The sequence below is a fragment of the Deltaproteobacteria bacterium genome (assembly GCA_016875395.1).
Lineage (GTDB): Bacteria > Myxococcota_A > UBA9160 > UBA9160 > UBA6930 > VGRF01.
On record VGRF01000001.1, the window covers coordinates 144,795 to 166,600 of the forward strand.

Sequence of the window (21,806 nt, forward strand, 5' to 3'; positions counted from 1 at the left end):
AACTCAATGGCGAAGGCAGAAGTTCAGCAGCAGGCCGGCGAAGCGAAGCGCAAAGCGATCGACATGGCCGTGTCCACGATCGAGAAGCAGTTCGGCAAGGGCGCGATCCTCACGATGGGTGAGGACTCCGTGGACAAGGAGATCCCGAGCTTCTCGTCCGGCTCGGTGGGCATCGACGTCGCGCTCGGCATCGGCGGCTACCCGCGCGGGCGCGTGGTCGAGATCTACGGCCCCGAGTCGAGCGGCAAGACCACGCTCACGCTGCACGCGGTGGCCGAGGTGCAGAAAGCCGGCGGCGTGGCGGCGTTCATCGACGCCGAGCACGCGCTCGACGTGAACTACGCGCGGCGGCTGGGTGTGAGGGTGGAGGACCTGCTCGTCTCGCAGCCCGACACCGGCGAGCAGGCGCTCGAGATCGCGGACGTGCTGCTGCGCTCCGGCGCGGTCGACCTGGTCGTGATCGACTCGGTGGCGGCGCTCGTGCCGCGCGCCGAGATCGAGGGCGAGATGGGCGATCAGCACATGGGCCTGCAGGCGCGGCTCATGAGCCAGGCGCTGCGCAAGATCACGGGCACCGTCGCGAAGTCGCAGGCCACGGTGATCTTCATCAACCAGATCCGCATGAAGATCGGCGTGATGTTCGGCAACCCCGAGACCACGACCGGCGGCAACGCGCTCAAGTTCTACTCGTCCGTGCGCCTCGACGTGCGCCGCATCGCTGCCTTGAAGGAAGGCGACGAAGTGATCGGCAACCGCACCCGCGTGAAGGTGGTGAAGAACAAGGTCGCGCCCCCGTTCCGGCAGGCAGAGTTCGACATCCTCTACAACGAGGGCGTCTCCTACGAGGGCGATCTGCTCGACCTCGGCACCGAGGCCGGCATCGTGGAGAAGAGCGGCTCGTGGTTCTCGTACGGCGGGGAGCGCATCGGCCAGGGCCGCGAGGCCGCCCGGCGCTTCCTCAAGGAGAACGTGGACGTGCGCGGCCGGCTCGCGGAGGCCGTGTATGCCGCGAAGGGCATCAAGCGCCCCGTGCCCGCGTCCGCGCCCCGGGAGAGCAAGGAGAAGTAGGCCCGCCTGCCATCGGGCCTGCCTGATCTGGGAGACCCCCCGGATCGCAGGCGGGGCTGGCCAATCCGGCCGGTTCCCGCCTGCTTTGGCTCCCTGCCGCCGCGCCTTTGCCGCCTCAAGGGAACCCCTCGCGCCGCCGAAACGGACGTGACGCCGTGGCTGGATGCGGACGAAGCGAGAGGGAACCCACGCGATGGCTCTGAACCTCGACGAGATCCTGAAGGTCGCTCTCAAGGGCGGCGCTTCGGACATCCATCTGAAGTCGGGCCTGCCGCCGATGTTCCGCGTCGATGGCGCCCTGGTTCCGCTGAAGAACGGCGAGCGCCTGCTCCCCGAAGAGACCACCCGCATCGCGACGTCGATCATGAACGACGTGCAGCGCGCGCGCTTCGAGGAGAAGCGCGAGTGCGATCTCGCGTACGGCATCGCGTGGCTCGGGCGCTTCCGCGTCAACGTGTTCCAGCAGCGCGGCACCACGGGCTGCGTGTTCCGCGTGATTCCGTTCGGCGTGAAGACGATGGAGCAGCTCCACCTGCAGAAGGTGATCGAGAAGATCGCGATGGAGCATCGCGGGCTGATTCTCGTCACCGGCACCACGGGCTCGGGAAAGTCGACGACGCTCGCGTCGATGATCGACTACATCAACACCAACCGAACCTGTCACATCATGACGATCGAGGATCCGATCGAGTTCCTGATCCGCGATCGCCGCTCGATCGTGAACCAGCGCGAGATCGGCGTCGACACGCAGACCTTCTCGAACGCGCTGCGCGCGGCGCTGCGCCAAGACCCCGACGTGATCCTCGTCGGCGAAATGCGTGATTTCGAGACGATCGAGACGGCGCTCACCGCGGCCGAGACCGGCCACCTCGTGATGAGCACGCTGCACACGCTCGATGCGACCGAGACGATCAACCGCATCATCTCCGTGTTCCCGCCGTACCAGCAGAAGCAGGTGCGCATCCAGCTCGCCTCGATCCTCAAGGCCGTGATCTCGCAGCGCCTCGTGCCGCGCGCTGACGGCAAGGGCCGCGTGCCCGCGCTCGAGGTGATGATCGCCTCCGCGCGCGTGAAGGAGTGCATCTCCGACAAGGACCGCACGAAGGAGATCCACGAGTCGATCGCGAAGGGCTTCACGTCGTACGGCATGCAGACCTTCGACCAGTCGCTGATGGCGCACGTGAAGAACGGGCTCGTCACCTACGACGAGGCGCTCAAGCACGTCTCCAATCGCGACGACTTCGCGCTGCGCTTCAAGGGCATCGCCTCGACGTCGGACGGCACCTGGGACGACTTCGAGGGCGAGAAAGAAGAGAAGAAGGAGAGCGGCGGCGGCAAGGGCGGCGCCGGCGACGATTTCTTGGAGCGCTTCTAGGCGGCGGGCATCGCGACCCCGGGAGCGATCAGTTCGACATCCGGGAAGTAGGCGCGTACGCGCTTCGCATCGCGGGTGAGAAGCGAGAGCCGCGAGATCGCGGCGTGGGCCCCGATGAAGAAGTCCGGCAGCGGCGCGCTGCGTGCGCCCACGCGCCGCCGGTACTTCACGAAAGCCTTGCCGGCGAGGAACCCGGCGTCCCACGGCAACGGCAAGCGACGAAACTCGCGCTCGGGCAGCACGGCATCGAGCTCCTCGATTCGTGCGAAGCGGATCGAGACCTCCGCGTAGACGATGGGGTTGATCGCGAGCTCGCCCTCGCTTGCGCAGTGCTCGAGAGCAGCCGCGGACCACGAGAACCAGCGAGGGTCTTCCGTCAGCACGTCGAGTAGCACGCTGCTGTCGACGAGCACGACGCTCATCGTGGCCCGCGCGTCAGCGCAAGAATCTCGTCGGTCGTCAGGCGCACGCCGCCTCTACCGCGGAGGCGCTCGACGAGTGAGCGGCCCCGCGAAGACTTTTTCGCGCGCCGCGCCCGGCGAATGCGAACGGCGTTGCCGCTCAGCTCGAACTCGACCTCGCAATTCGGCAGCAGCCCGAGCTTCTCGCGGATTTCGACCGGGATCGTGACTTGGCCTTTCGCCGTAACGCGCATCGCAGCCTCCGAACCGGGTTGGAATTTGCGAAGTCTTACTCGGCGCCGAGGCGCGTCAACGTGAACGCGCGTCCACGAGCGCCCGGCTCTGCGTGTGGCCCTCGGCCCGGAGTCGTCCTGTTACTCTGCGCGCCTTCACTCTCCGAAGGGGTTCCCGTGTCCGCGCCGCGCTCTGCTCACGACATCCGCGAAAGCTTCCTCGCGTTCTTCGAGTCGAAGGGGCACACCCGCGTCGCGAGCGCGTCGCTCGTTCCCAGCGACCCGACGCTGCTGTTCACGAACGCGGGCATGGTGCCGTTCAAGCGCGTGTTCACGGGTGAGGAGACGCGGCCGTACAAGCGCGCGACCACGACGCAGAAGGTCATGCGCGTGTCGGGCAAGCACAACGACCTCGAGGAGGTCGGCCGCAGCGCGCGCCACCACACCTTCTTCGAGATGCTCGGGAACTTCTCGTTCGGCGACTACTTCAAGCACGAGGCGATCGAGTTCGCGTGGGAGCTGATTACGCAGCACTGGAAGCTCGAGCCGAAGGACCTCGTGGTCTCGGTGTTTCGCGAGGACGACGAGGCGGCTGCGATCTGGGAGCGCGAGATCGGCGTCCCCGCTTACAAGATCTATCGGCTCGGCGAGAGCGAGAACTTCTGGCAGATGGGCGACACCGGGCCGTGCGGCCCTTGCACCGAGATCCACATCGATCGGGGCGAGATCGCGGGGGTGCCGAACGACGACCCCTCGAGCGCCTCGGGCCGCTTCCTCGAGTTCTGGAACCTCGTGTTCATGCAGTTCAACCGCGACGCGAGCGGCAAGCTCACGCCGCTGCCGAAGCCCTCGGTGGATACGGGCGCCGGGCTCGAGCGCGTGGCGCAGGTGCTGAACGGCTTCCGTAACAACTACGAGACCGACCTGTTCACGCCGATCCTGGCTCACGCGCAGTCGCTCTCGGGCGTGAGGCTCGGCCGCGCCGCGGAGAGCGACGTCTCGCTGAAGGTCGTCGCGGATCACGCACGCGCCGTCACGTTCATGATCGGCGACGGCGTGCTGCCCGCGAACGAGGGCCGCGGCTACGTGCTGCGCCGCATCCTGCGCCGTGCGGCGCGCCACGGCGTCTTGTTGGGGCTCGATCGCCCGTTCCTGCACGAAGTCTCGAACACCGTGATCGACGAGATGTCGCGCGCGTTCCCGGAGCTCGCCGAGCGCCGCGCCTACATCACGAGCCGCGTGCGCCGCGAGGAGGAGCGCTTCCTCGCCACGCTGAAGAGCGGCCTCGCGCTGCTGAACGACGAAGTCGCCGCGCTGAAGGCGAAGGGCGGCACGACGCTGCCCGGCGCCGTCGTGTTCCGGCTCTACGACACGTTTGGCTTCCCCGTCGATCTCACGCAGGACGTGCTGAAGTCGCATGCGATGACCGTCGACGAGGCGGGCTTCGCGAGCGAGATGGAGACGCAGCGCGCGCGTTCGCGCGAGCACTGGAAGGGCAGCGGCGACACGGGCGTGGCGCAGATCTATGGACGCATCGCCGCGGACGTCGCGACGGAGTTCACGGGCTACGACACGCTCAGCGGCGAGTCCCGCGTGCGCGCGCTGCTCGTGAACGGCGCGCCGGTCGACGCCGCGAGCGAAGGCGCCGAGGTGGAGATATCCGTCGACGAGACGCCCTTCTACGCCGAGAGCGGCGGCCAAGTCGGCGACCGCGGCGTGATCGAGAGCGACGCCGCGCGCATCGAGATCACCGACACGCAGCGCCCGAGCGGCCAGCTCGTGATGCACCGCGGCCGCGTCGCGCGCGGCACGCTGCGCGCGGGCGACGCGGTGCGCCTCGCGGTCGACGCCGAAGCGCGCGCGGCCACGGTCCGGAATCACTCGGGCACGCATCTCCTTCACGCGGCGCTGCGCGAAGTCGTGGGTCCGCAGGCGATGCAGAAGGGCTCGCTCGTCGCGCCCGATCGCCTGCGCTTCGACTTCACGAACGACGCGCCGCTGAGCGAGGTGGAGATCGAGCGCATCGAGGATCTCGTGAATCGCTGGATCGAGGCGAATGACGGCGGGCGCACACGGCAGATGGCGTACAAGGAGGCCATCGCGGCCGGCGCCATGGCGCTGTTCGAGGAGAAGTACGGCGACGAGGTGCGCGTCGTGTCTTTCGGCGGCGTCTCGACCGAGCTGTGCGGCGGCACGCATGCGAAGGCGACGGGCGACATCGGGCTGCTGAAGATCATCAGCGAGTCCGGCATCGCCGCGGGGGTTCGGCGCATCGAGGCGCTGACGGGCCTCGGCGCCCTCGCGCACCTGCGCGCGCAAGAGAAGAAGCTGCGGCGCGTGAGCGAGGCGCTGAAGGTGCCGGCGGATCAGGTGGGCGATCGCGTCGAGAAGCTGCTCGACGAGCGCAAGGCGGCGGAGAAGCAGATCGCGGAGCTGAAGCGCGCGCAGTTCTCGGGCGGCGCGCAGAGCGCGGCGCAGACGCGCGAGATCGCCGGCGTGCAGGTGCTCGTGCGCCGCGCGGACGGCCTCGGCGGGAACGATCTGCGCGGGCTCGTCGACGATCTGCGCGGGCAAGTGAAGAGCGGGATCGTGCTCGTCGCTTCGAGCGAAGAGGGCAAGGTGGCGCTCGCGCTCGGCGTGAGCCCCGATCTCAAGGACAAGCTCAAGGCCGGCGACCTCGTGCGCGAGATCAGCGCGGTGGTCGGCGGCAAGGGCGGTGGGCGGCCCGACTTCGCGCAGGGCGGCGGCACCGACGCCGCGAAGCTCGATGCCGCGATCGAGCGCCTCTTCGCGCTCGTGGGCGAGGCGCGCGCCTAGAACCCGTCTCAGAATTCCGGACCGAGCCCGGCGCGCGGGTTTGGCCGGCTGGCGAGGCGCGCGAGCGAAGGCGTATCAAAAGATACTTCGAGCGAAGCGCAAGCGGAGCGCGCAGCGAGCCGGAGGCGAGCGGAGTCGAAAGCGAGAGCAAGCCAGCCGGGCAAAGACGCGCGCCCGGCGAAGGGAGGAATTTTGAGCCGGGTTCCGGTGCGGCCGTTCGTCGCTAGTCCGTTCGCGCCGCGGCGCAGGCGGACGCGCGTCGTGCGCGTGGGCGACGTCGCAATCGGCGGCGCGAATCCGATTCGCGTGCAGTCGATGACGACGACCGACACGCTCGACACGCGCGCCACCGCAGACCAGAGCGAGCGCCTTGCCGCCGCGGGCTGCGAGATCGTGCGCATCACCGCGCCGAGCATTCGCGACGCCGAGAACCTCGCGCAGATCAAGGCGGAGTTGTTACGGCGCGGCGTGCGCGTGCCGCTCGTCGCGGACATCCACTTCACGCCGAACGCGGCGATGGAAGCGGCGCTGCACGTCGAGAAGGTGCGCGTCAACCCCGGCAACTACGCCGACAAGAAGCGCTTCGAGACGCGCGAGTACAGCGACGCCGAGTACGCAGAGGAAGTCGAGCGCGTGCAGGCGCGCTTCCGGCCGCTCGTGCAGCGGCTCAAGCAGCACGGCCGCGCGCTGCGCATCGGCACGAATCACGGCTCGCTCAGCGACCGCATCCTGAACCGCTTCGGCGACACGCCGGCCGGCATGGTCGAGAGCGCGCTCGAGTTCCTCGATGTATGCGAGGACGAGACTTACTTCGACGTGATCTTCTCGATGAAGGCGAGCAACGCGCAGGTCGCGATTCAGGCGTATCGCCTCCTCGCCGCCCGGTTCGAGGAGCGCGCGCGAAAGCGAGGCGCTGCGCCGTGGGAGGACGCGTCGTATCCGTTCCACGTGGGCGTGACGGAGGCCGGCGACGGCGACGACGGGCGCGTGAAGAGCGCGATCGGCATCGGCGCGCTGCTCGAAGACGGCCTCGGCGACACGATTCGCGTGTCGCTCACCGAGGATCCCGTGAAGGAGATCCCCGTCGCGCGTGCGCTGGCTGCGAGATACGACGCGCGCTGGCGGCAGGAGGGGGGCAATCCGGGCCCGAGCGAAATCGCCCCTCCTCTTGTGTTCACTCCCGACCCGTATGCGCACGCGCGCCGCGCCACGCGCGCCGCCCACGACTTCGGCGCGGCGCAGCCCGTGCGCGTGCTCGCCTCGCTCGGCCCCGCGCCGTGGGGCGCAGACGCGGTGGCGAACGAAATCGCGCGCGAGCTCGCGCAGCTCGGCGACGTCGCGTGCGAGGGCCTCGCGCTCGAGGTGCGCGACGCTGCCGAGCTCGCGCGCGCCGCGGCGTTCGCTGCGGCGCTCGCGAAGCGCGGCATCGCGACGCCGCTCGCGCTCGAGCTGCCTGCGCGCGAAGCCAGCGCGCTGCTCGCCGCGCGCGGCGAAGCGCTCACCGCGGCGCGCGTCGTGCTCACGCTGCGCGCCGATGACACACCGCCGCCTGTCGCAGGAGCGGAGTGGCACCTCGTCGCGGGAGCCGACGAGCTCGCGCCGCTGCTCGCTCGTGCGCTCGCGTCCGGCGCCGTGCCCGCCGCGTTCTCGGTGACGAGCGCGCTGCCCACGCACGCCGTGCGCATCGTCGCCGCGGAGCTCGCGCGGCTCGGCTACGGCGACGTTCCGCTCGTGCTGCGCCATCGCAGCGATCCCTTCGCGCCCGCGGAGTCCGCGCTGCTCGCAGCCGCCACCGATCTCGGCGCGCCGCTCTGCGACGGCCTCGGCGACGCCGTAGTGCTCGGCGGAATGGGGTCACTCTCGCGCGACGTCGCGCTCGCCTACCGCATTCTGCAAGGCGCGCGGCTGCGCACCTCGTGGACCGAGTTCATCTCCTGCCCGAGCTGCGGGCGCACGCTCTTCGACCTCGAGGAGACGACGGCGCGCATCAAGACGCGCACCGCGCATCTGCCGGGCCTCAAGATCGCCGTGATGGGCTGCATCGTGAACGGCCCCGGCGAGATGGCCGACGCCGACTTCGGCTACGTCGGCTCCGGCCCTAACAAGGTGAATCTCTACGTCGGCCACGAGTGCGTGGTGAGGAACGTGCCCGAGGCGGAGGCGCCCGAGCGGCTGGTCGAGCTGATCAAGGAGCACGGGAGATGGACGGAGCCGCGCGGCTGAAGCCGCGCTAGACGCTCACCTCGTCGCCCGCGCCCGCACTGAAGTCGTACTCGTATCGGGTGTCGACCTCGTCGTCGGCAGGCGGCTCCGCTTCCTCGAACGGCGCCTCGTCCTCAGGCGCGAAGTCGTCGCTCGGTGGTGGCGCGGCGACGTCGGGCAGCTCGCCTGCGAGGGAGCGCGCTTCGGCGAGCAGCTCGATCGAGCGGCTGCCCGCGAGCACATCGTGGTCCGCGCCGACGAAGGCGGTGAAGCCGACCAGTGCGAGGCCGACCAGCAGTGCGCCTTCGGCGCCGCCCAGCGCGCCGCCTAACAAACGGTCGAGCAAGCCGAGGCTGGTGGCATGCACGCGCTTACGCACGAAGCCGCCGACCGCGACGACCACGAGCATCGCGCCGAGGCCGACGAGCAAGCCGCCCGCGATCGATGCTTGTCGCTGCGAGAGCTCGAGCCCGAAGGGCGCGCTGCCCATCAGCCAGGCTGCGGTGGGGTCGGTCCAGAGTCGCACTGCGACGAACGCCGCCGCGAGCGCCGCGAGGGAGAAGGCCTCGCGAAGTAGACCGATCCAGAGGCCGCGGAGCATCGCGAGCGTGACGACGCCGAGCGCGACGCGATCGATCCAACCCAGCTCAGCGAGCCAGCGCACGAACTCGTTCTCGGTGAGAGCTTCCACGGCGCGGCGCAGTCTATCAGTGGAGTTTTCGGCTTCGACTCGCAGGAGTCAGTGAGCGGAGCCCCCAGGCCCTGTTGCCTGTGACGTGGGCGGCGAGCGCCGTGTTCACGCGTCATGCTGGGCGCCACATGTACGACGCGATTCTGATCGGTGGCGGGCACAACGGGCTCACGGCGGCGGCCTATCTCGCGCGCGCAGGTCTGCGCGTGATCGTGCTGGAACGGCGCGAGATTCTGGGCGGCACCTGCGTGACGGAGGAGCTCTGGCCGGGCTTCAAGATCTCGCGCGCGGCGTACGTCGCGGGCTTGTTACGGCCCGCCGTGGTCGAGGAGCTCGGCCTCCTGCGCCGCGGCCTGAAGCTCCTGCCGCGGCGGCCTTCGTCTTGGACGCCCGACGCGAACGGACCGGGCCTGCTGTTCGGCCGCGACGAGGCCGCGAACCTCGCGCAGATCCGGCACTACTCGCCGCGCGACGCCGAGCGCATGCCCGCGTACGAGCGCGTGATCGACCGCGCTGCGCGCGTGATCGAGCCGCTGCTCGACGCGCCGCCCTTCGATCCCGCGCATCCGCGCCTCGCCGATCTCGGGCCGCTGCTGAAGGCGCTGCGCGCAGGGATCGCGCTGCGCAGCGATCTCACCGAGGCGCTCGCACTGGTGCTCGGCTCCGCCACGAACGGGATCAATCGCTGGTTCGAGAGCGAGCCGCTGCGCTCGACGCTCGCGACCGATGCACTGATCGGCGCGCACGCGGGGCCGTCGACGCCCGGCACGGGCTACGTGCTGTTCCACCACCTGATGGGCGACACCGGCGGCGCGCGCGGCGTGTGGGCCTACGTCGAAGGCGGCATGGGCGGACTCAGCGCGGCGCTCGCCGACGCCGCGCGCGAAGCCGGCGCCGAGATCCGCACGAACGCGGAGGTGCGGCGCATCGGGCTGCGGGGCGGGCGCGCGTGCGCGGTAGAGCTCGCGGACGGCGCCTCGCTCGAAGCGCGCGCGATCGTGTCGTCGATCGACCCGTACCACACGCTCCAGCTGTTAGGGCGCGAGCACGCACCCGCGGAGTTCGCCAGCACGGTCGACGCGACCGACTTCCGCAGCCCCGTCGTGAAGATCAACCTCGCGCTCGACTCGCTGCCCGTGTTCCACGCCTGCCCCGACGTGCGCGAGCCGGGGCCGTGGCACCAGGGCACGATCCACCTCGGCGCGGGCACGATGGACGAGCTCGACGCCTCGTTCTCCGCGGCGGAGCGCGGCGAGCTGCCCGAGAAGCCGATGATCGAGCTCACCGTGCCGAGCGCGGTCGACCCGACGCTCGCGCCGCGCGGCAAGTACGTCGCCTCGCTGTTCGTGCAGCACGCGCCGCCGCGGGCCACGGCGGAGTTCTGGGAAAAGAACCGCGAGCGCTTCGCCGACCGCGTGCTCGCCTGCATCGACGAGCTCTCGCCCGGCTTCTCGCGCCGCGTGGTCCACCGAGACGTGCTGACGCCCCTCGACCTCGAGCGGGTGTTCGGCATTCGCGGCGGCAACATCTTCCACGGCGCGATGACGCTCGACCGGCTAGGGCCGATGCGTCCCGCGCCCGGATGGTCCCGCTACGCGACGCCGCTGCCCGGATTTTTCCTGTGCGGCGCCGCCACGCACCCCGGCGGCGGCGTGATGGGCGCATGCGGGCGCAACGCAGCGAAGGTGATCGCGGAGTCGCTGCGCGCGGAACGCTGAGGCCGGCTGGCGCGGGGCACTACGCCGGCTGCGAGAAGCACAGCCGGTACCCGTCGAGATCGCGCACCACGAACTCGACGCGGCCCCATGGCTTCCGCGCAATCGCGTCGACCACGTCGGCGCCGCGGCTCGCGAGCTCTTCGTGCAGCGCGCGCACGTCGTCCACCTCGACGAAGCCATCGAGATGTTCCCCCGCAGCGCGATGCTCGCGCTCGCCGGCGAGCCTCGGCGCGCACTTCAGGTGGATCGTCGCGCCGTCGCGCGAGACGCTCGCGTAGAAGCCTTCGTACACGAAGTCGGCGTGGAAGCCGAGGCGCTGCTCGTAGTGGGCGATCGCGGCGGCGAGGTCGTCGACGAGGAGCTGCGGCGAGATCGCGCGCAGCGTTGCCATCTACTTCTGCGTCATGCGCAGGTACATGCGCACGTCTTCACGCGAGGCGTCGCGCGCGAGCACGGCGTTCCACTCGGCGATGGCTTCAGTGGTACGGCCGAGCGTGAAGTAGGTGAGGCCGAGCTGAACGCTCGCGTCGGCGTATGCGGGGTTCGCGCGCTGCACGCGGCGCAGCTCGGCGATCGACTGCGCGGCGAGGCCCGCCTCGCGGAGCACCGCGCCGAGGCGGCAGCGGATGTCGAGGAATGTGGGCGAGCGCTCGAGCGCCTTCTTGTACTCGCCGATCGCGGCGCGCAGGTCACCGCTCTCGCGGTAGGCGTCGCCGAGCGCGGCGTGCAGATTCGCGAGCTTGCCGCGCGTCGTGCCATCGAGCGCTTCGAGCGCCGGTGCCGAGTGCGACTTCGCGCGCTCGGCGATCTCTCGCGCGCGCTCGAACTGGCCGCTGCGCTCGTACACGCTGCCGAGCGCGAGCGCGCACTCGGCGTAGGCGGGATTGATCTCGAGGGCGCGCTCGAAGGCGCTCGTCGCTTCGGGCAGCCGGCCGCCGCGCTCGTGCACGAGGCCGACGAGGTAGTGCCGTCGGCGTAGCCGGGATTCGTCGCGAGCACGCGCTCGAACGTCGCGAGCGCGCCGTCGGCGTCGCCGGCGTCGAGCAGCGCGCGACCGCGACTCAGCGCAGCGCGCGATTCCGGAAGCATCGCCTGCGTACGCGTCACGCCCGAGCCTCGCTGCGCGCTTCGCTGCCGCGTTGGCCTTCGCTCGCTGCGCCTCGCTGCGCGCTCCGCTTGCGCCGTTGGCCTCGCTCGATTGCACCGCGCCGCGCGCTCCGCTTGCCAGTCGTTACTGCGCGCTGGGGATTTGGTCTCGCGCCTGCTCGGCGACGTTGCTGGCGGGGTAGTTGTCGAGGATCACCTCGAACAGCTGCTGCGCGTCGTCGTCGCGGTTCATGCGGCGGTAGGCGATGCCGAGCTTGTAGAGCGCTTCAGCGTCGAGGCCGAGGCCGGGGAACTCGTCGATCACCGACTGATACCGGTTCGCCGCGCTCTGATACTCCTCGCGGTCGAAGTAGAAGTCGCCCACGATCAGCGCCTGCTTCGCGAGCTTGCGGCGCAGCTTCTTCCAGAGCTCCTCGGCCTCCGCCGTCTCCGGCGCGTTCGGGTAGCGCAGGATCAGCTGATCGAGCGCGGCCACCGCCTCGCGCGTCTGCGTCTGGTCGCGCACCGACTTCTCAGACTGGCGCTCGTGGCAGAGCGCGGTGCGCAGCATGGTGTACGGCACCTTCTCGTGATCGGGGTGCAGCTGCGCGAAGTCGCGGTAGTAGCCGAGCGCTTCTTCCCAGCGGCTCTGCGCGAAGTGCGCGTCGGCGATGCGCAGCTCGGCGAGCACGGCGTATTCGCTGTAGGGGTAGTTGTCGATGATGTCCTGGAACTGGTCGATCGCGTCCTGGTAGTTCGCGAAGTTCACGCCGAGGATCGACCGGTCGTGTTCGAGCATCGCCACGCCTTGCTCGTAGAGCCGATCGGCCGAAGGCACTTCGCTGATCTCGTCGACGCCACTCGACGCGCAACCTGCGAGCAAAGCGACGAAAGCGAGGGCGGTGAGCAGCGCGGATCGGGACATCGCGATCTCCTCGGTGGAAGCGCCGCCACCCTACAAGAGCCGGCTACGCGGAGAAAGCGCTAGTTGCGGGGGAGCGGCGAGACCCGGCGGCAAATCAGCCGCGCCGCACAGCGTCGTCGGCTGTTTTCGCCTTGAATGGCGCCTGGAGCGACCTCGAGCAAGCGCCTAGATTGCGCGCCTTTCCGGAGGACCCCCGTGCAAGAGCACGCCACGAAGTTTCGCCTCGATCGCCGTCTCGCCGCACGCCGCGGCTGGATCGCGCAGGATCAGCTCGACAAGGAGCTGAACACGCTGCCCGATGTGGGGGACAAGGGCGAGATCGTCGAGTCGCCGCAGCAGCCGGCGGGGGACGCGGCACCCGCGGAGGGCGGCGGCGAGTAGCCGCGCGGGGGCGTGCTCAAGTCGCGCTTCGGCATCGAGCTCGACGCGACGCTCCGCCGCGCGCTGCCGTTCCTGTTTCACCCGCGCGTTCACCCGAACGCGCTCACGCTGCTCGGCGCGGCGATCTCGCTGCTCGCGGCTGCCGACTTCGCGGCGGGCGAGCTGCGGCGCGGCGCCGCGCTGGCCGCGGTCGGTGGTGTGTTCGATCTCGTCGACGGCGTCGTCGCGCGCGCACAGGGCAGGGCGACGCGCTTCGGCGCGTTTCTCGATTCCACGCTCGATCGCCTCGTCGACGTCGCGCTGCTGCTCGGCCTCGCCCTTCACTACGCCGAGAGCGGAGAGCGCGCCTGGGCGTGGGTCGCGGGCGCGGCGACGGCCGGCAGCGTGCTCACGTCGTATGCGAAGGCGCGCGCCGAGCTCTGGCTGCGCGACTTCTCGGGCGGCTGGCTCGAGCGCGCCGAGCGCATCCTGCTGCTGATCGCGGGCGGCCTGCTCGGGCTGATGAAGCCGGCGCTCGCGATCGTCGCGATCGGGAGCGTGGCGACCGCCGTGCAGCGCATCATCATCGCGAAACGAAGACTGGAGGCCGAGCCATGAGCGACACACGCGGATTCACGGTCGTGGGGAACGAGGAGCGCCCGGCGGACGCGCTGCCGAAGCCGGACTTCTCCGGCTTCCTGATCTCGCTCGGCACTTCCGCATTCGTGCACCTCGGCCTGATCGCAGATCCCGAGAGCGGAGAGAAGCGCGCGCCGAACGTTCCGCTCGCGCGGCAGACGATCGACATGATCGAGCTGCTCGAAGAGAAGACGCGCGGGAACCTGACGGGCGAGGAGGCGACGCTGCTGCGCAATCTGCTGACGGACCTGCGCATGCGCTTCGTCGAGGTGGCGCGGGGCGCGGCGAAGAAGTGACGCGCGCCGAGCTGCGCGCGCCCGCGAAGCTGAATCTCGGGCTGCGCATCACGGGGCGGCGGGCGGACGGGTATCACGAGCTCGAGAGCCTGTTCGTCCCGATCGCGCTCGCAGACACGCTGCGCGTCGAGCTGAGCGGCGCTCCCGGCGTCCGGCTTCGCGTTTCGGGGGACGCCGCCGTCGGCGTGCCCGAGGACACGCGCAATCTCGCCTGGCGGGCGGCCGAGGCGTTCGCGCGCGAGGCGAAGCTCGGAACCGGCGTCTCGCTCGCGCTGGAGAAGCGCGTGCCCTCGCCGGCAGGCCTCGGGGGCGGATCCAGCGACGCGGGGGCGGTGCTGCGAGCGCTCTCGCGACTCACGGGCAGCCCGGTTGCGCCCCCTCGGCTGGCGGAGATCGCACTCGCGCTCGGCGCCGACGTGCCGTTCTTCCTCGATCCCCGGCCGGCGCTCGTGGAGGGAATCGGCGAGCGCGTCCTGCCCGTCTCCGGCGTCCCCGAGCTGCCGGTGCTCCTCGCGCATCCCGGGTTCGGGCTCGAAACACGGGCCGTGTATGCCGCTTTCGACGCCCAGAGTTCGTTGACTGCCCAAAACCACCCCCTTACCTTGCGCGCCCTTCTCGCCCTTGGTGAGGAGGCGGGCGCCGTCGAGGCGCGCTTTCCGAGCGACGACGCCCGGTTGCGCGAGCTGGTCGCAAACGACCTCGAGCCGGCTGCCACCCGCCTTCGCCCCGAGGTCGCGAAGCTGCGAGAGGAGCTTTCACGAACCGGCGCGCGCGCGGTCGGAATGTCCGGCAGCGGCCCCACGCTGTACGCGATCTACGCGAGCGAAGCCGCCGCGCGGATCGCCGAGCCACAAGTCGCCGCAACCGGCGCGCGCACCTGGCTGACGAGAACGCTCACGAGCGGCACCGAACAACTCGAACCACGCGAAAGAGACAGAGCCTCCGAGTAACGATCGACCCCAAAGGCCGTCGCAAACGCAAGCGATCCGAGCGGCGCAGCCGCTCAGATCGCGCGCAGCGAGCCGGGCAGCTCGCGGTGCCACGTGGCAAGGCCAACGAGGCGAGCGAAGCTCGAAGAAAGCTTGGGGCGTCGCCAAATGGTAAGGCAGCGGCCTTTGGAGCCGCCTATTGCAGGTTCGAGTCCTGCCGCCCCAGCCAAGTTTTTTCCGCGAGCTCCCTAATCACTCAGCAATCAGCTTCGAAGACTGGAGAACGACCGTGGCAGAGAACGCACTCAGCGCCGAATCCCGCGAAGGCACCGGCAAGGGCGTCGCCCGCAAGCTGCGCCAGAAGGGCCAGATTCCGGCGGTGATCTACGGCCGCAAGCGCGCCGCGCAGTCCATCATCGTGAACCCCGACGCGCTGCGGAAGCTGCTGCGCGGCGAGGCGGGCCTGAACACGCTGATCGACCTCACCCTCGCCGGCGCCACGAGCACCGTCCTCGTGAAGGGCCTCGAGCGCGACCCGGTGCGCGGGACGTACCTGCACGCGGACTTCTACGAAGTCGACCTCACGCAGAAGGTCACGGTGTCGGTGCCGGTGCACCTCGTCGGCAAGGCCGCCGGCATCGAAATGGGCGGCATTCTCGATCACCCGCTGCGCGAGCTCTCGATCGAGTGCTTGCCGCGCGAGATCCCGAAGAGCATCGATGTCGACGTGACGAGCCTCAACGTCAACGAGTCGATCCACGTGAGCGACCTGAAGCTCGCGGCGGGCCTCACGATCAAGACCGACGGATCGCTCGCGGTTGCATCGGTGGTTCTGCCCCAGGCTGAGGAAGCGGCGGCAGCGGAGACGACCGAGGTTGCGGCCGAAGGCGAGGCGGCGGCGGCGGCGCCCGCTGCGGACGCGGCGAAGGGCGACGCGAAGGCGGCTCCCGCGAAGGCGGACGCCAAACCCGACAAGGGCGGCGACAAGAAGAAGTAAGCGGCGAGCAGCGCGCTCGGAGCCCGCTCGTGAAGCTGATCGTCGGCCTCGGCAACCCCGGGCCGCGCTACGCGCTCACGCGCCACAACATCGGCGCGCGCGTCGTGGGCGCGCTCGCCGCGGAGCTGCGCGTTCCGCTCGCGGAGGAGCGCTTCTTCGGGCGCTTCGGCGCGGGCGAGATCGCGGGCGAACGGGTGGGGTTGTTATTGCCCGAGACCTGGATGAACGCGTCTGGGGGCAGTGTCGCGGAGGCAGTCGCGGAGCTGCCGATCGAAGACGTCTCGCGCGATCTGATCGTCGCGCTCGACGACGTCGACCTGCCGTTCGGGCGCCTGCGCCTGCGTGCCCGCGGCAGCAGCGGCGGACAGCGCGGCCTCGCGGACGTGCTCGCGGTGCTCGCGCGCGAAGACGTGCCGCGCCTGCGCATCGGTGTGGGGCGCAGCGCCGAGCCGGCGCGCGACACGAAGGACTACGTGCTCGATGCGTTCAGCCCCGAGGAGAACGCCGTGCTGCCTGCGCTGATCGCGCGCGCCGGCGACGCGCTGCGCTGCTTCGCGACGGCGGGCATCGCCGAGGCGGCGAATCGCTTCAACGGGGTGGGGCCGCCGACCTGACCGACGAGGCCAGGATTGGCTGGGCTATGGCCTGGGCAATTCCTGACTTCGATTCCGGATTCGTCACGATTGTTCGGCTGGTGGCCTGGGTCTAGTCTCCCTGGCGATGCACCTCGACCTTCAGCGCGACGACGCCTCTGGGCGCAGTAGCGAGCCGGTTTACCGGCAGATCGCTGCGCAGATCCGTGCGCGCGTAGATCGCGGCGAGCTCGCCGAGGGCGACCGGCTGCCACCGATCCGCGAGCTCGCAGCGCAGCTGCGCGTCAATCGCGAGACGGTGAGCAGCGCGTACGAAGAGCTCGCCGCGCAGGGCGTGGTCGACGCGCACGTCGGGCGCGGCACGTTCGTGCGCGGGCGCCGGCCGCGCGCGCTCGCGCCTGTCGCGCCGGCGCCCGCGCCGCTCTCGGCGCGCGCCGAGCGGCTGCTCGAGTTCGAGCGCTCGCGCGTGAGCTACGGCGCCGGCCGCGGTGCGATTCGCCTGCACGCGCTGAAGCCCGACCCGCGCCACTACCCGCTCGATGCGTTTCGCCGCTCGCTCGCGCGCGTGCTCTCGGAGCTCGGCGGCGAGGTGCTCGATTACGGAGACCCGCAGGGTTATCAGGGCCTGCGCGCCGCGATCGCGGAGCGCTTGCGCGCGAACGGCGTCGTCGTGGGCGCGGAGTCGCTCGTGCTGTGCCAGGGCGCGAGCCAGGGCATCGAGCTCGTGCTGCGCCTGTTCGCCGATCCCGGCGATGCGATCGCGGTCGAGGAGCCGACGTATCCGAATGCGCTCGCGGCGATGGCGGCGCTCGGCCTCCGCACGGCGCCGGTGCCGATGCGCAAGGGCGGCGCGTGCCTCGACACGCTCGACCGCGCGCTGGCGCGCCCCGACGTGAAGGCGCTCTACACCATCCCGACCTTCCACAATCCGCTCGGCCTGACTACTTCGCTCGAGCACCGGCGCGAGCTACTCGCGATCGCGGCACGCCACGGCAAGGCCGTGATCGAAGACGCCTACGAGATGGACCTGCGCTACGCGGGCAAGCACGTGCCTTCGCTCGCAGGGCTCGACGACGAGGGACAGGTGGTGCAGCTGCTCTCGTTCTCGAAGTCGCTGTTCCCGGGCGTGCGCATCGGGGCGGTGGTCGCGCGTGGGCGCCACGTCGACGCGCTGCTCGCGCTGCGCCACGCCGCGGATCTCGGCGGTGCGCTGCCGCTGCAGGCCGCGCTCGCGGACTTCATGAACACGGGGGCGTACGAGCGGCACCTCGGGAGCCAACGCAAGCGCCTGCGCGCGCGGCGCGACGCGCTCGTCGCCGCGCTGAAGCGCGAGATGCCGGAAGGCGCGACGTGGGCGGAGCCCGAGGGCGGGCTCCAGCTTTGGCTCGAGCTGCCCGAGCCGCTCGACTCGCGCGAGCTCTACGCCGACGCGATGCGCGCGGGCGTGCTCGTATCGCCCGGCTTCCAGTTCAACTGCGACGGCCGGCCCTCGCGCGGCTTCCGGCTCTCGATCGGATCCGTGAACGAGGAAGAGATCGCCGAGGGCATTGCGCGCTTCGGCAAAGTGATTCGCGAACGACTCGAGTCGGGCGACTCGGACGGGCGCGCGTCGATCCACATCTAGATCCCCTAACAAGTGCAAGGAGAGGCGATGAGCGAGGGCAAGCGCGAAGGCGCACAGTCGTACGAGCTCAAGGTCGGGCTCGCGGAGATGCTGAAGGGCGGCGTGATCATGGACGTGACCACGCCCGAGCAGGCGAAGGTCGCGGAGGATTCGGGCGCTGCCGCCGTGATGGCGCTCGAGCGCGTGCCGGCCGACATCCGCAAGGAAGGCGGCGTCGCGCGCATGGCGCAGATCGCGGTGATCGAGGGCATCCAGAAGGTTTGCTCGATCCCGGTGATGGCGAAGGTGCGCATCGGCCACTTCGTCGAGGCGCAGGTGCTCGACGCGCTCGGCGTCGACTTCATCGACGAGAGCGAAGTGCTGACGCCCGCGGACGAGGCGTTCCACGTCGACAAGCACGCGTTCCGCTCGCCGTTCGTGTGCGGCGCGCGCAACCTCGGCGAAGCGCTGCGCCGCATCGCGGAAGGCGCGGCGATGATTCGCACCAAGGGCGAGGCCGGCAGCGGAAACATCGTCGAGGCGGTGCGCCACCTGCGCCAGGTGAACGGCGACATCCGCGCGATCCAGGCGCTGCGCGGCGACGAGCTGTTCACCAAAGCGAAGGAGCTCGGCGCGCCGATCGACCTCGTGAAGTACGTGCACCAGCACGGGAAGCTGCCGGTGCCGAACTTCGCGGCTGGCGGCATCGCGACGCCGGCCGACGCCGCGCTCTGCATGTCGCTCGGCGCCGAGGCCGTGTTCGTGGGCTCGGGCATCTTCAAGAGCGACGACCCCGAGGCGCGAGCGCGCGCGATCGTGCACGCGACCACGCACTGGAAGGACGCGCACGAGGTGCTGAACGCGTCGCGCGGCCTGAAGGGCGCGATGGCGGGCCTCGAGATGTCGACGATTCCCGAGAGCGAGCGGCTCGCGAATCGCGGCTGGTAGTCCCCGACAAGCCCGCTCGAAAAAGCGGGCGGCTGCGTGGAGCTCGCGCAGCCGCCCGTCGCATTCGGAGCTCGCCATGTACGTCCCCGAGCACTTCGCCGCGACCGATCTCGCCGCGCTGCAGGCGCTCGTGCGCGCGCACGCGTTCGGGACGCTGATCACGGCGCGCGCGGGCGAGGCGCCGTTCGCGACGCACTTGCCGCTCGCGCTCGACGCTGCGCGCGGCGAGCTGGGGACGCTCATCGGACACGTCGCGCGCGCGAACGGCCAGTGGCGTGCGTTCGACGGCGAGACGCAGGCCCTCGCGGTGTTCAACAGGCCGCACGCGTACGTGTCGGCGCGCTGGTACCCCAGCGCGAAGCAGGTGCCGACGTGGAACTACGTGGCGGTGCATGCGAGCGGGCGCCCGCGCGTGATCGACGACCCCGCGCGCAAGTTCGAGCTGCTGCGCGCGCTGATGCTCGAGCACGAGGGCGCACTGCCCGAGCCGGCGCGCGCGCTCGGCAAGGGACCGCGCGACTTCGCGGACATCCCGTTCGCGCATCTCGACAAGTTGTTGCGGGGGATCGTGGCGTTCGAGCTGCCGATCGAGCGCATCGAAGGCAAGCGCAAGCTCTCGCAAAACAAGAAGCTCAGCGAGCGGCGCGCGCTGATCGCGGGCCTCGAGGCGACGGGCGCTGCCGACGCGCGCGCGATCGCGGCGCTGATGCGCGTCGAGCTCGCCGCCGAGGAGCCTGCGTGAAGCGCGTCGGCGTGCTCGCGATTCAGGGCGACTACGAGGCGCACGCGAAGGCGCTCGCTCGCGCGGGCGCGGAGGCCGAGCTCGTGCTTTGGCCCAAGCAGCTCGCGGCGCTCGACGCGCTGATCCTGCCGGGCGGCGAGAGCACGACCATCGCGAAGGGCCTCGCGCGCCTCGCGCTCTACGAGCCGCTGCGCGAGCGCATCCGCGAGGGCATGCCGGTGCTCGGGACCTGCGCGGGCGCGATCCTGCTGGCCGCGCGCGTCGAGAACCGCCCAGTCGAGACGCTCGGCGTGCTCGACGCGACCGCCGTCCGCAACGCCTATGGCACCCAGGTCGACTCCTTCGCCGCGCCGGTGGACGCGGGCGCCGCCCCCGCGCTCGCGGGCCTGCGCTGCGTCTTCATCCGCGCCCCGCGGCTGAAGGACCTCGGCCCCGAGGTCGAGGTGCTGGCCCGCGTCGATGGGGCGCCGGTACTCGTGCGCCAGGGCAACGTGTTCGCGGCGACGTTCCACTCCGAGATCACGCGGGACGACCGCGTGCACCGTCTGCTGATCGAGGCGGCAGCAACGCGAGAGGAGCGTCAGACGCCTCGATGACGTTCGGGGGAGCCCGAGATTTCTCGTCGGCCTGCCTTCCTTCCCCGAGCCGCCTCTGCTAAATCGCCGCGTCTTCTCGGTCCCGGTTCGTGCGGCCACCCGCGGCGCGCGCGAGGTCTCCGGGGCCCGGCCTACGGGCCGCCCACGAGAAGGAGGATGAAATGCGGGAATACGAGACGACTTTCGTCGTGCAGCCGGAAATTTCGGACGAGGGCTGCACCGACCTTTGCAACCGCGTGAACGCGGTGCTGGAGCGCGCGGGCGGCGTGCCGCTGCTCCACGACGACCAGGGCAAGCGGCGCCTGGCGTACGACATCCGCAAGTTCCAGAAGGGCCGCTACGTCACGGCCTACTACCTCGATGTCGAGGGCAAGGGCGTCGCCGAGATCGAGCGCCTGCTGCGCATCGAGGAGTCGATTCTGCGCTTCCTCACCGTGCTGCGGCCCGGCGAGGTGACCGACATCGAGAAGCGCAAGGTCGAGGCGGCGGAAGAGCAGCGGGTTCGCGCCGAGCGCGCTCGCGAGCGCGCCGCGCGCGAGGCGGAAGAGGAGCGGATGCGCGCGCAGATGCGCGATGACGACCGCGACCGGGATCGCGACCGCGACCGCGACGACGACATGGGAGACGACGAATGAGCGAGGCAGGCGCACCCGGCGGCTTCGGCGGCGGCGGTGGTTTCGGCGGCGGCCCGCGCGGACCGCGGCGTGACTTCGATCGAGGCGGCCGTGGCCGCGACGATCGCGAGCCGCGCGGCCCGATGAGCGTGAAGGCGCGGCTGCGCGCCAAGGCGCGCAAGAAGGCGCGCAAGGCAGCCAAGAAGAAGGGCAGCTTCAATCGCAAGAAGGTCTGCCGCTTCTGCGCCGAGCCGCGTACGGGCATCGACTACAAGGATCCGAAGGGCCTGCGTTACTTCGTGACCGAGACGGGCAAGCTGATCCCGTCGCGGATCTCGGGCAACTGCGCGAGCCACCAGCGCGAGATCGCCGTCGCGATCAAGCGCGCGCGGCACCTCGCGCTGCTGCCCTTCGCGTCGCAGCACGCGGGCTGAGGAGTAGGGCCATGGCTCAGGTGAAAATCATCCTCCGCGAGGACGTGCACGGCCTCGGGCATGCCGGCACCGTCGTCTCCGTTCGCCCCGGCTACGCGCGCAACTTCTTGCTCCCCGAAGGCAAGGCGGTGCTCGCGACCGAGGCCGGCGTCAAGGAGCTGGAGCATCACAAGCGCGCGATCGCCGAGAAGATCGCGAAGGAGATGAAGGGCCACGCTGGCGTGAAGGCGCGGCTCGAGAGCCTCAAGCTCGCCATCTCCGTGCAGGTGGGCGAAGAGGGCAAGCTGTTCGGCTCGGTCACCGCGCGCGAGATAGCGGACCTGATCGCCGCGCAGGGCGTCGAGATCGACCGCCGCAAGATCGACCTGCGCGACCCGATCAAGGAGGCCGGCACGCACACCGTGCCGGTGCGCCTGCACCGCGAGGTGATCGCGAACCTGAAGCTCGAGGTGACCGCAGCGAATCCTCCCGGCGAGGAAGCGGCGAAGGCGTAAGCGGCGTCACGAACTGAAGCGCGCCAAGTTCCGTCGGAGCTTGGC

Annotated in this window: 24 protein-coding genes and 1 tRNA gene; 19 read left to right on the forward strand and 6 right to left on the reverse strand. The window is 70.4% G+C overall.

Annotated features, from left to right (window positions below; genetic code table 11):
- The first annotated feature begins 6 nt into the window (after positions 1-6).
- Both recA and FJ091_00760 read left to right on the forward strand, forming a co-directional pair.
- Positions 7-1,068, forward strand: a complete 1,062-nt coding sequence (recA, locus tag FJ091_00755; protein ID MBM4381872.1) for a recombinase RecA — start codon at positions 7-9, stop codon at positions 1,066-1,068.
- Positions 1,069-1,267: 199 nt separating this feature from the next.
- Complete coding sequence (locus FJ091_00760) at positions 1,268-2,443, forward strand: type IV pilus twitching motility protein PilT (protein ID MBM4381873.1); 1,176 nt, start codon at positions 1,268-1,270, stop codon at positions 2,441-2,443.
- Here the strand turns inward: FJ091_00760 and FJ091_00765 are convergent.
- Positions 2,440-2,865: a type II toxin-antitoxin system VapC family toxin gene (locus FJ091_00765; protein MBM4381874.1), complete on the reverse strand. Its 426-nt coding sequence runs from the start codon at positions 2,863-2,865 to the stop codon at positions 2,440-2,442. The genes FJ091_00760 and FJ091_00765 overlap by 4 nt on opposite strands.
- Complete coding sequence (locus FJ091_00770) at positions 2,862-3,098, reverse strand: AbrB/MazE/SpoVT family DNA-binding domain-containing protein (protein ID MBM4381875.1); 237 nt, start codon at positions 3,096-3,098, stop codon at positions 2,862-2,864. The genes FJ091_00765 and FJ091_00770 overlap by 4 nt, the downstream gene beginning before the upstream one ends.
- 156 nt (positions 3,099-3,254) lie before the next feature.
- Between FJ091_00770 and alaS the strand changes: the two genes are divergently transcribed.
- Positions 3,255-5,894, forward strand: a complete 2,640-nt coding sequence (gene alaS, locus FJ091_00775; protein MBM4381876.1) for an alanine--tRNA ligase — start codon at positions 3,255-3,257, stop codon at positions 5,892-5,894.
- Positions 5,895-6,083: 189 nt separating this feature from the next.
- Complete coding sequence (gene ispG, locus FJ091_00780) at positions 6,084-8,117, forward strand: (E)-4-hydroxy-3-methylbut-2-enyl-diphosphate synthase (GenBank protein ID MBM4381877.1); 2,034 nt, start codon at positions 6,084-6,086, stop codon at positions 8,115-8,117.
- 7 nt (positions 8,118-8,124) lie between these two features.
- On the opposite strand, the gene FJ091_00785 is transcribed toward ispG, so the two are convergent.
- A complete protein-coding gene (locus FJ091_00785; GenBank protein ID MBM4381878.1) occupies positions 8,125-8,787 on the reverse strand; it encodes a CvpA family protein in 663 nt (220 codons plus the stop codon).
- A gap of 128 nt (positions 8,788-8,915) precedes the next feature.
- Here FJ091_00785 and FJ091_00790 point away from each other — a divergent pair, with 128 nt between their 5' ends.
- Positions 8,916-10,505 carry an NAD(P)/FAD-dependent oxidoreductase gene (locus tag FJ091_00790; protein MBM4381879.1) on the forward strand — a complete coding sequence of 530 codons (1,590 nt, stop codon included), beginning with the start codon at positions 8,916-8,918 and terminating at the stop codon, positions 10,503-10,505.
- Between the two features lie 19 nt (positions 10,506-10,524).
- Here FJ091_00790 and FJ091_00795 read toward each other — a convergent pair whose 3' ends face one another.
- From FJ091_00795 to FJ091_00805, 3 genes are all read right to left on the reverse strand, one after another.
- Positions 10,525-10,896: a VOC family protein gene (locus FJ091_00795; protein MBM4381880.1), complete on the reverse strand. Its 372-nt coding sequence runs from the start codon at positions 10,894-10,896 to the stop codon at positions 10,525-10,527.
- On the reverse strand, positions 10,897-11,454 hold the full coding sequence (locus FJ091_00800; protein ID MBM4381881.1) for a tetratricopeptide repeat protein: 558 nt from the start codon (positions 11,452-11,454) through the stop codon (positions 10,897-10,899).
- Between the two features lie 282 nt (positions 11,455-11,736).
- Positions 11,737-12,516 (reverse strand): outer membrane protein assembly factor BamD, encoded by a 780-nt coding sequence (locus FJ091_00805; GenBank protein ID MBM4381882.1) that lies wholly within the window; start codon positions 12,514-12,516, stop codon positions 11,737-11,739.
- A gap of 195 nt (positions 12,517-12,711) precedes the next feature.
- Here FJ091_00805 and FJ091_00810 point away from each other — a divergent pair, with 195 nt between their 5' ends.
- From FJ091_00810 to FJ091_00875, 14 genes are all read left to right on the forward strand, one after another.
- The gene (locus tag FJ091_00810) at positions 12,712-12,897 is read left to right on the forward strand and encodes a hypothetical protein (protein MBM4381883.1); all 186 of its coding nucleotides are present in this window, start codon (positions 12,712-12,714) and stop codon (positions 12,895-12,897) included.
- A 12-nt stretch (positions 12,898-12,909) separates the two neighbouring features.
- Positions 12,910-13,494 carry a CDP-alcohol phosphatidyltransferase family protein gene (locus FJ091_00815; GenBank protein MBM4381884.1) on the forward strand — a complete coding sequence of 195 codons (585 nt, stop codon included), beginning with the start codon at positions 12,910-12,912 and terminating at the stop codon, positions 13,492-13,494.
- The gene (locus tag FJ091_00820) at positions 13,491-13,811 is read left to right on the forward strand and encodes a DUF1844 domain-containing protein (GenBank protein ID MBM4381885.1); all 321 of its coding nucleotides are present in this window, start codon (positions 13,491-13,493) and stop codon (positions 13,809-13,811) included. Before FJ091_00815 ends, FJ091_00820 begins: the two co-directional genes overlap by 4 nt.
- The gene (locus FJ091_00825; GenBank protein ID MBM4381886.1) at positions 13,808-14,761 is read left to right on the forward strand and encodes a 4-(cytidine 5'-diphospho)-2-C-methyl-D-erythritol kinase; all 954 of its coding nucleotides are present in this window, start codon (positions 13,808-13,810) and stop codon (positions 14,759-14,761) included. Before FJ091_00820 ends, FJ091_00825 begins: the two co-directional genes overlap by 4 nt.
- A 133-nt stretch (positions 14,762-14,894) precedes the next feature.
- A tRNA-Gln gene (locus FJ091_00830) sits at positions 14,895-14,969 on the forward strand.
- 60 nt (positions 14,970-15,029) lie between these two features.
- Entirely contained in the window at positions 15,030-15,737 is a 708-nt protein-coding gene (locus tag FJ091_00835) for a 50S ribosomal protein L25/general stress protein Ctc (GenBank protein ID MBM4381887.1), read from the forward strand.
- A gap of 29 nt (positions 15,738-15,766) precedes the next feature.
- Positions 15,767-16,351 carry an aminoacyl-tRNA hydrolase gene (locus tag FJ091_00840; protein ID MBM4381888.1) on the forward strand — a complete coding sequence of 195 codons (585 nt, stop codon included), beginning with the start codon at positions 15,767-15,769 and terminating at the stop codon, positions 16,349-16,351.
- A 106-nt stretch (positions 16,352-16,457) separates the two neighbouring features.
- A complete protein-coding gene (locus FJ091_00845; protein MBM4381889.1) occupies positions 16,458-17,954 on the forward strand; it encodes a PLP-dependent aminotransferase family protein in 1,497 nt (498 codons plus the stop codon).
- Positions 17,955-17,981: 27 nt separating this feature from the next.
- Positions 17,982-18,881 (forward strand): pyridoxal 5'-phosphate synthase lyase subunit PdxS, encoded by a 900-nt coding sequence (gene pdxS, locus FJ091_00850; protein MBM4381890.1) that lies wholly within the window; start codon positions 17,982-17,984, stop codon positions 18,879-18,881.
- Between the two features lie 76 nt (positions 18,882-18,957).
- Complete coding sequence (locus FJ091_00855; GenBank protein ID MBM4381891.1) at positions 18,958-19,623, forward strand: FMN-binding negative transcriptional regulator; 666 nt, start codon at positions 18,958-18,960, stop codon at positions 19,621-19,623.
- Positions 19,620-20,219: a pyridoxal 5'-phosphate synthase glutaminase subunit PdxT gene (gene pdxT, locus FJ091_00860; GenBank protein ID MBM4381892.1), complete on the forward strand. Its 600-nt coding sequence runs from the start codon at positions 19,620-19,622 to the stop codon at positions 20,217-20,219. Before FJ091_00855 ends, pdxT begins: the two co-directional genes overlap by 4 nt.
- A gap of 161 nt (positions 20,220-20,380) precedes the next feature.
- On the forward strand, positions 20,381-20,854 hold the full coding sequence (rpsF, locus tag FJ091_00865) for a 30S ribosomal protein S6 (protein ID MBM4381893.1): 474 nt from the start codon (positions 20,381-20,383) through the stop codon (positions 20,852-20,854).
- Entirely contained in the window at positions 20,851-21,267 is a 417-nt protein-coding gene (locus FJ091_00870; protein MBM4381894.1) for a 30S ribosomal protein S18, read from the forward strand. The genes rpsF and FJ091_00870 overlap by 4 nt, the downstream gene beginning before the upstream one ends.
- A gap of 20 nt (positions 21,268-21,287) precedes the next feature.
- The gene (locus FJ091_00875) at positions 21,288-21,761 is read left to right on the forward strand and encodes a 50S ribosomal protein L9 (GenBank protein MBM4381895.1); all 474 of its coding nucleotides are present in this window, start codon (positions 21,288-21,290) and stop codon (positions 21,759-21,761) included.
- Positions 21,762-21,806: the final 45 nt, after the last annotated feature.

What these genes read in the sequence shown, in the direction of transcription:
- FJ091_00805 (MBM4381882.1), bottom strand. Translation starts at nt 12,516, where the DNA reads ATGTCCCGATCCGCGCTGCTCACCGCCCTCGCTTTCGTCGCTTTGCTC.
- FJ091_00855 (MBM4381891.1), top strand. Translation starts at nt 18,958, where the DNA reads ATGTACGTCCCCGAGCACTTCGCCGCGACCGATCTCGCCGCGCTGCAG.
- pdxS (MBM4381890.1), top strand. Translation starts at nt 17,982, where the DNA reads ATGAGCGAGGGCAAGCGCGAAGGCGCACAGTCGTACGAGCTCAAGGTC.
- FJ091_00845 (MBM4381889.1), top strand. Translation starts at nt 16,458, where the DNA reads ATGCACCTCGACCTTCAGCGCGACGACGCCTCTGGGCGCAGTAGCGAG.
- rpsF (MBM4381893.1), top strand. Translation starts at nt 20,381, where the DNA reads ATGCGGGAATACGAGACGACTTTCGTCGTGCAGCCGGAAATTTCGGAC.
- recA (MBM4381872.1), top strand. Translation starts at nt 7, where the DNA reads ATGGCGAAGGCAGAAGTTCAGCAGCAGGCCGGCGAAGCGAAGCGCAAA.
- FJ091_00795 (MBM4381880.1), bottom strand. Translation starts at nt 10,896, where the DNA reads ATGGCAACGCTGCGCGCGATCTCGCCGCAGCTCCTCGTCGACGACCTC.
- FJ091_00765 (MBM4381874.1), bottom strand. Translation starts at nt 2,865, where the DNA reads ATGAGCGTCGTGCTCGTCGACAGCAGCGTGCTACTCGACGTGCTGACG.
- FJ091_00820 (MBM4381885.1), top strand. Translation starts at nt 13,491, where the DNA reads ATGAGCGACACACGCGGATTCACGGTCGTGGGGAACGAGGAGCGCCCG.
- FJ091_00770 (MBM4381875.1), bottom strand. Translation starts at nt 3,098, where the DNA reads ATGCGCGTTACGGCGAAAGGCCAAGTCACGATCCCGGTCGAAATCCGC.
- FJ091_00870 (MBM4381894.1), top strand. Translation starts at nt 20,851, where the DNA reads ATGAGCGAGGCAGGCGCACCCGGCGGCTTCGGCGGCGGCGGTGGTTTC.
- FJ091_00790 (MBM4381879.1), top strand. Translation starts at nt 8,916, where the DNA reads ATGTACGACGCGATTCTGATCGGTGGCGGGCACAACGGGCTCACGGCG.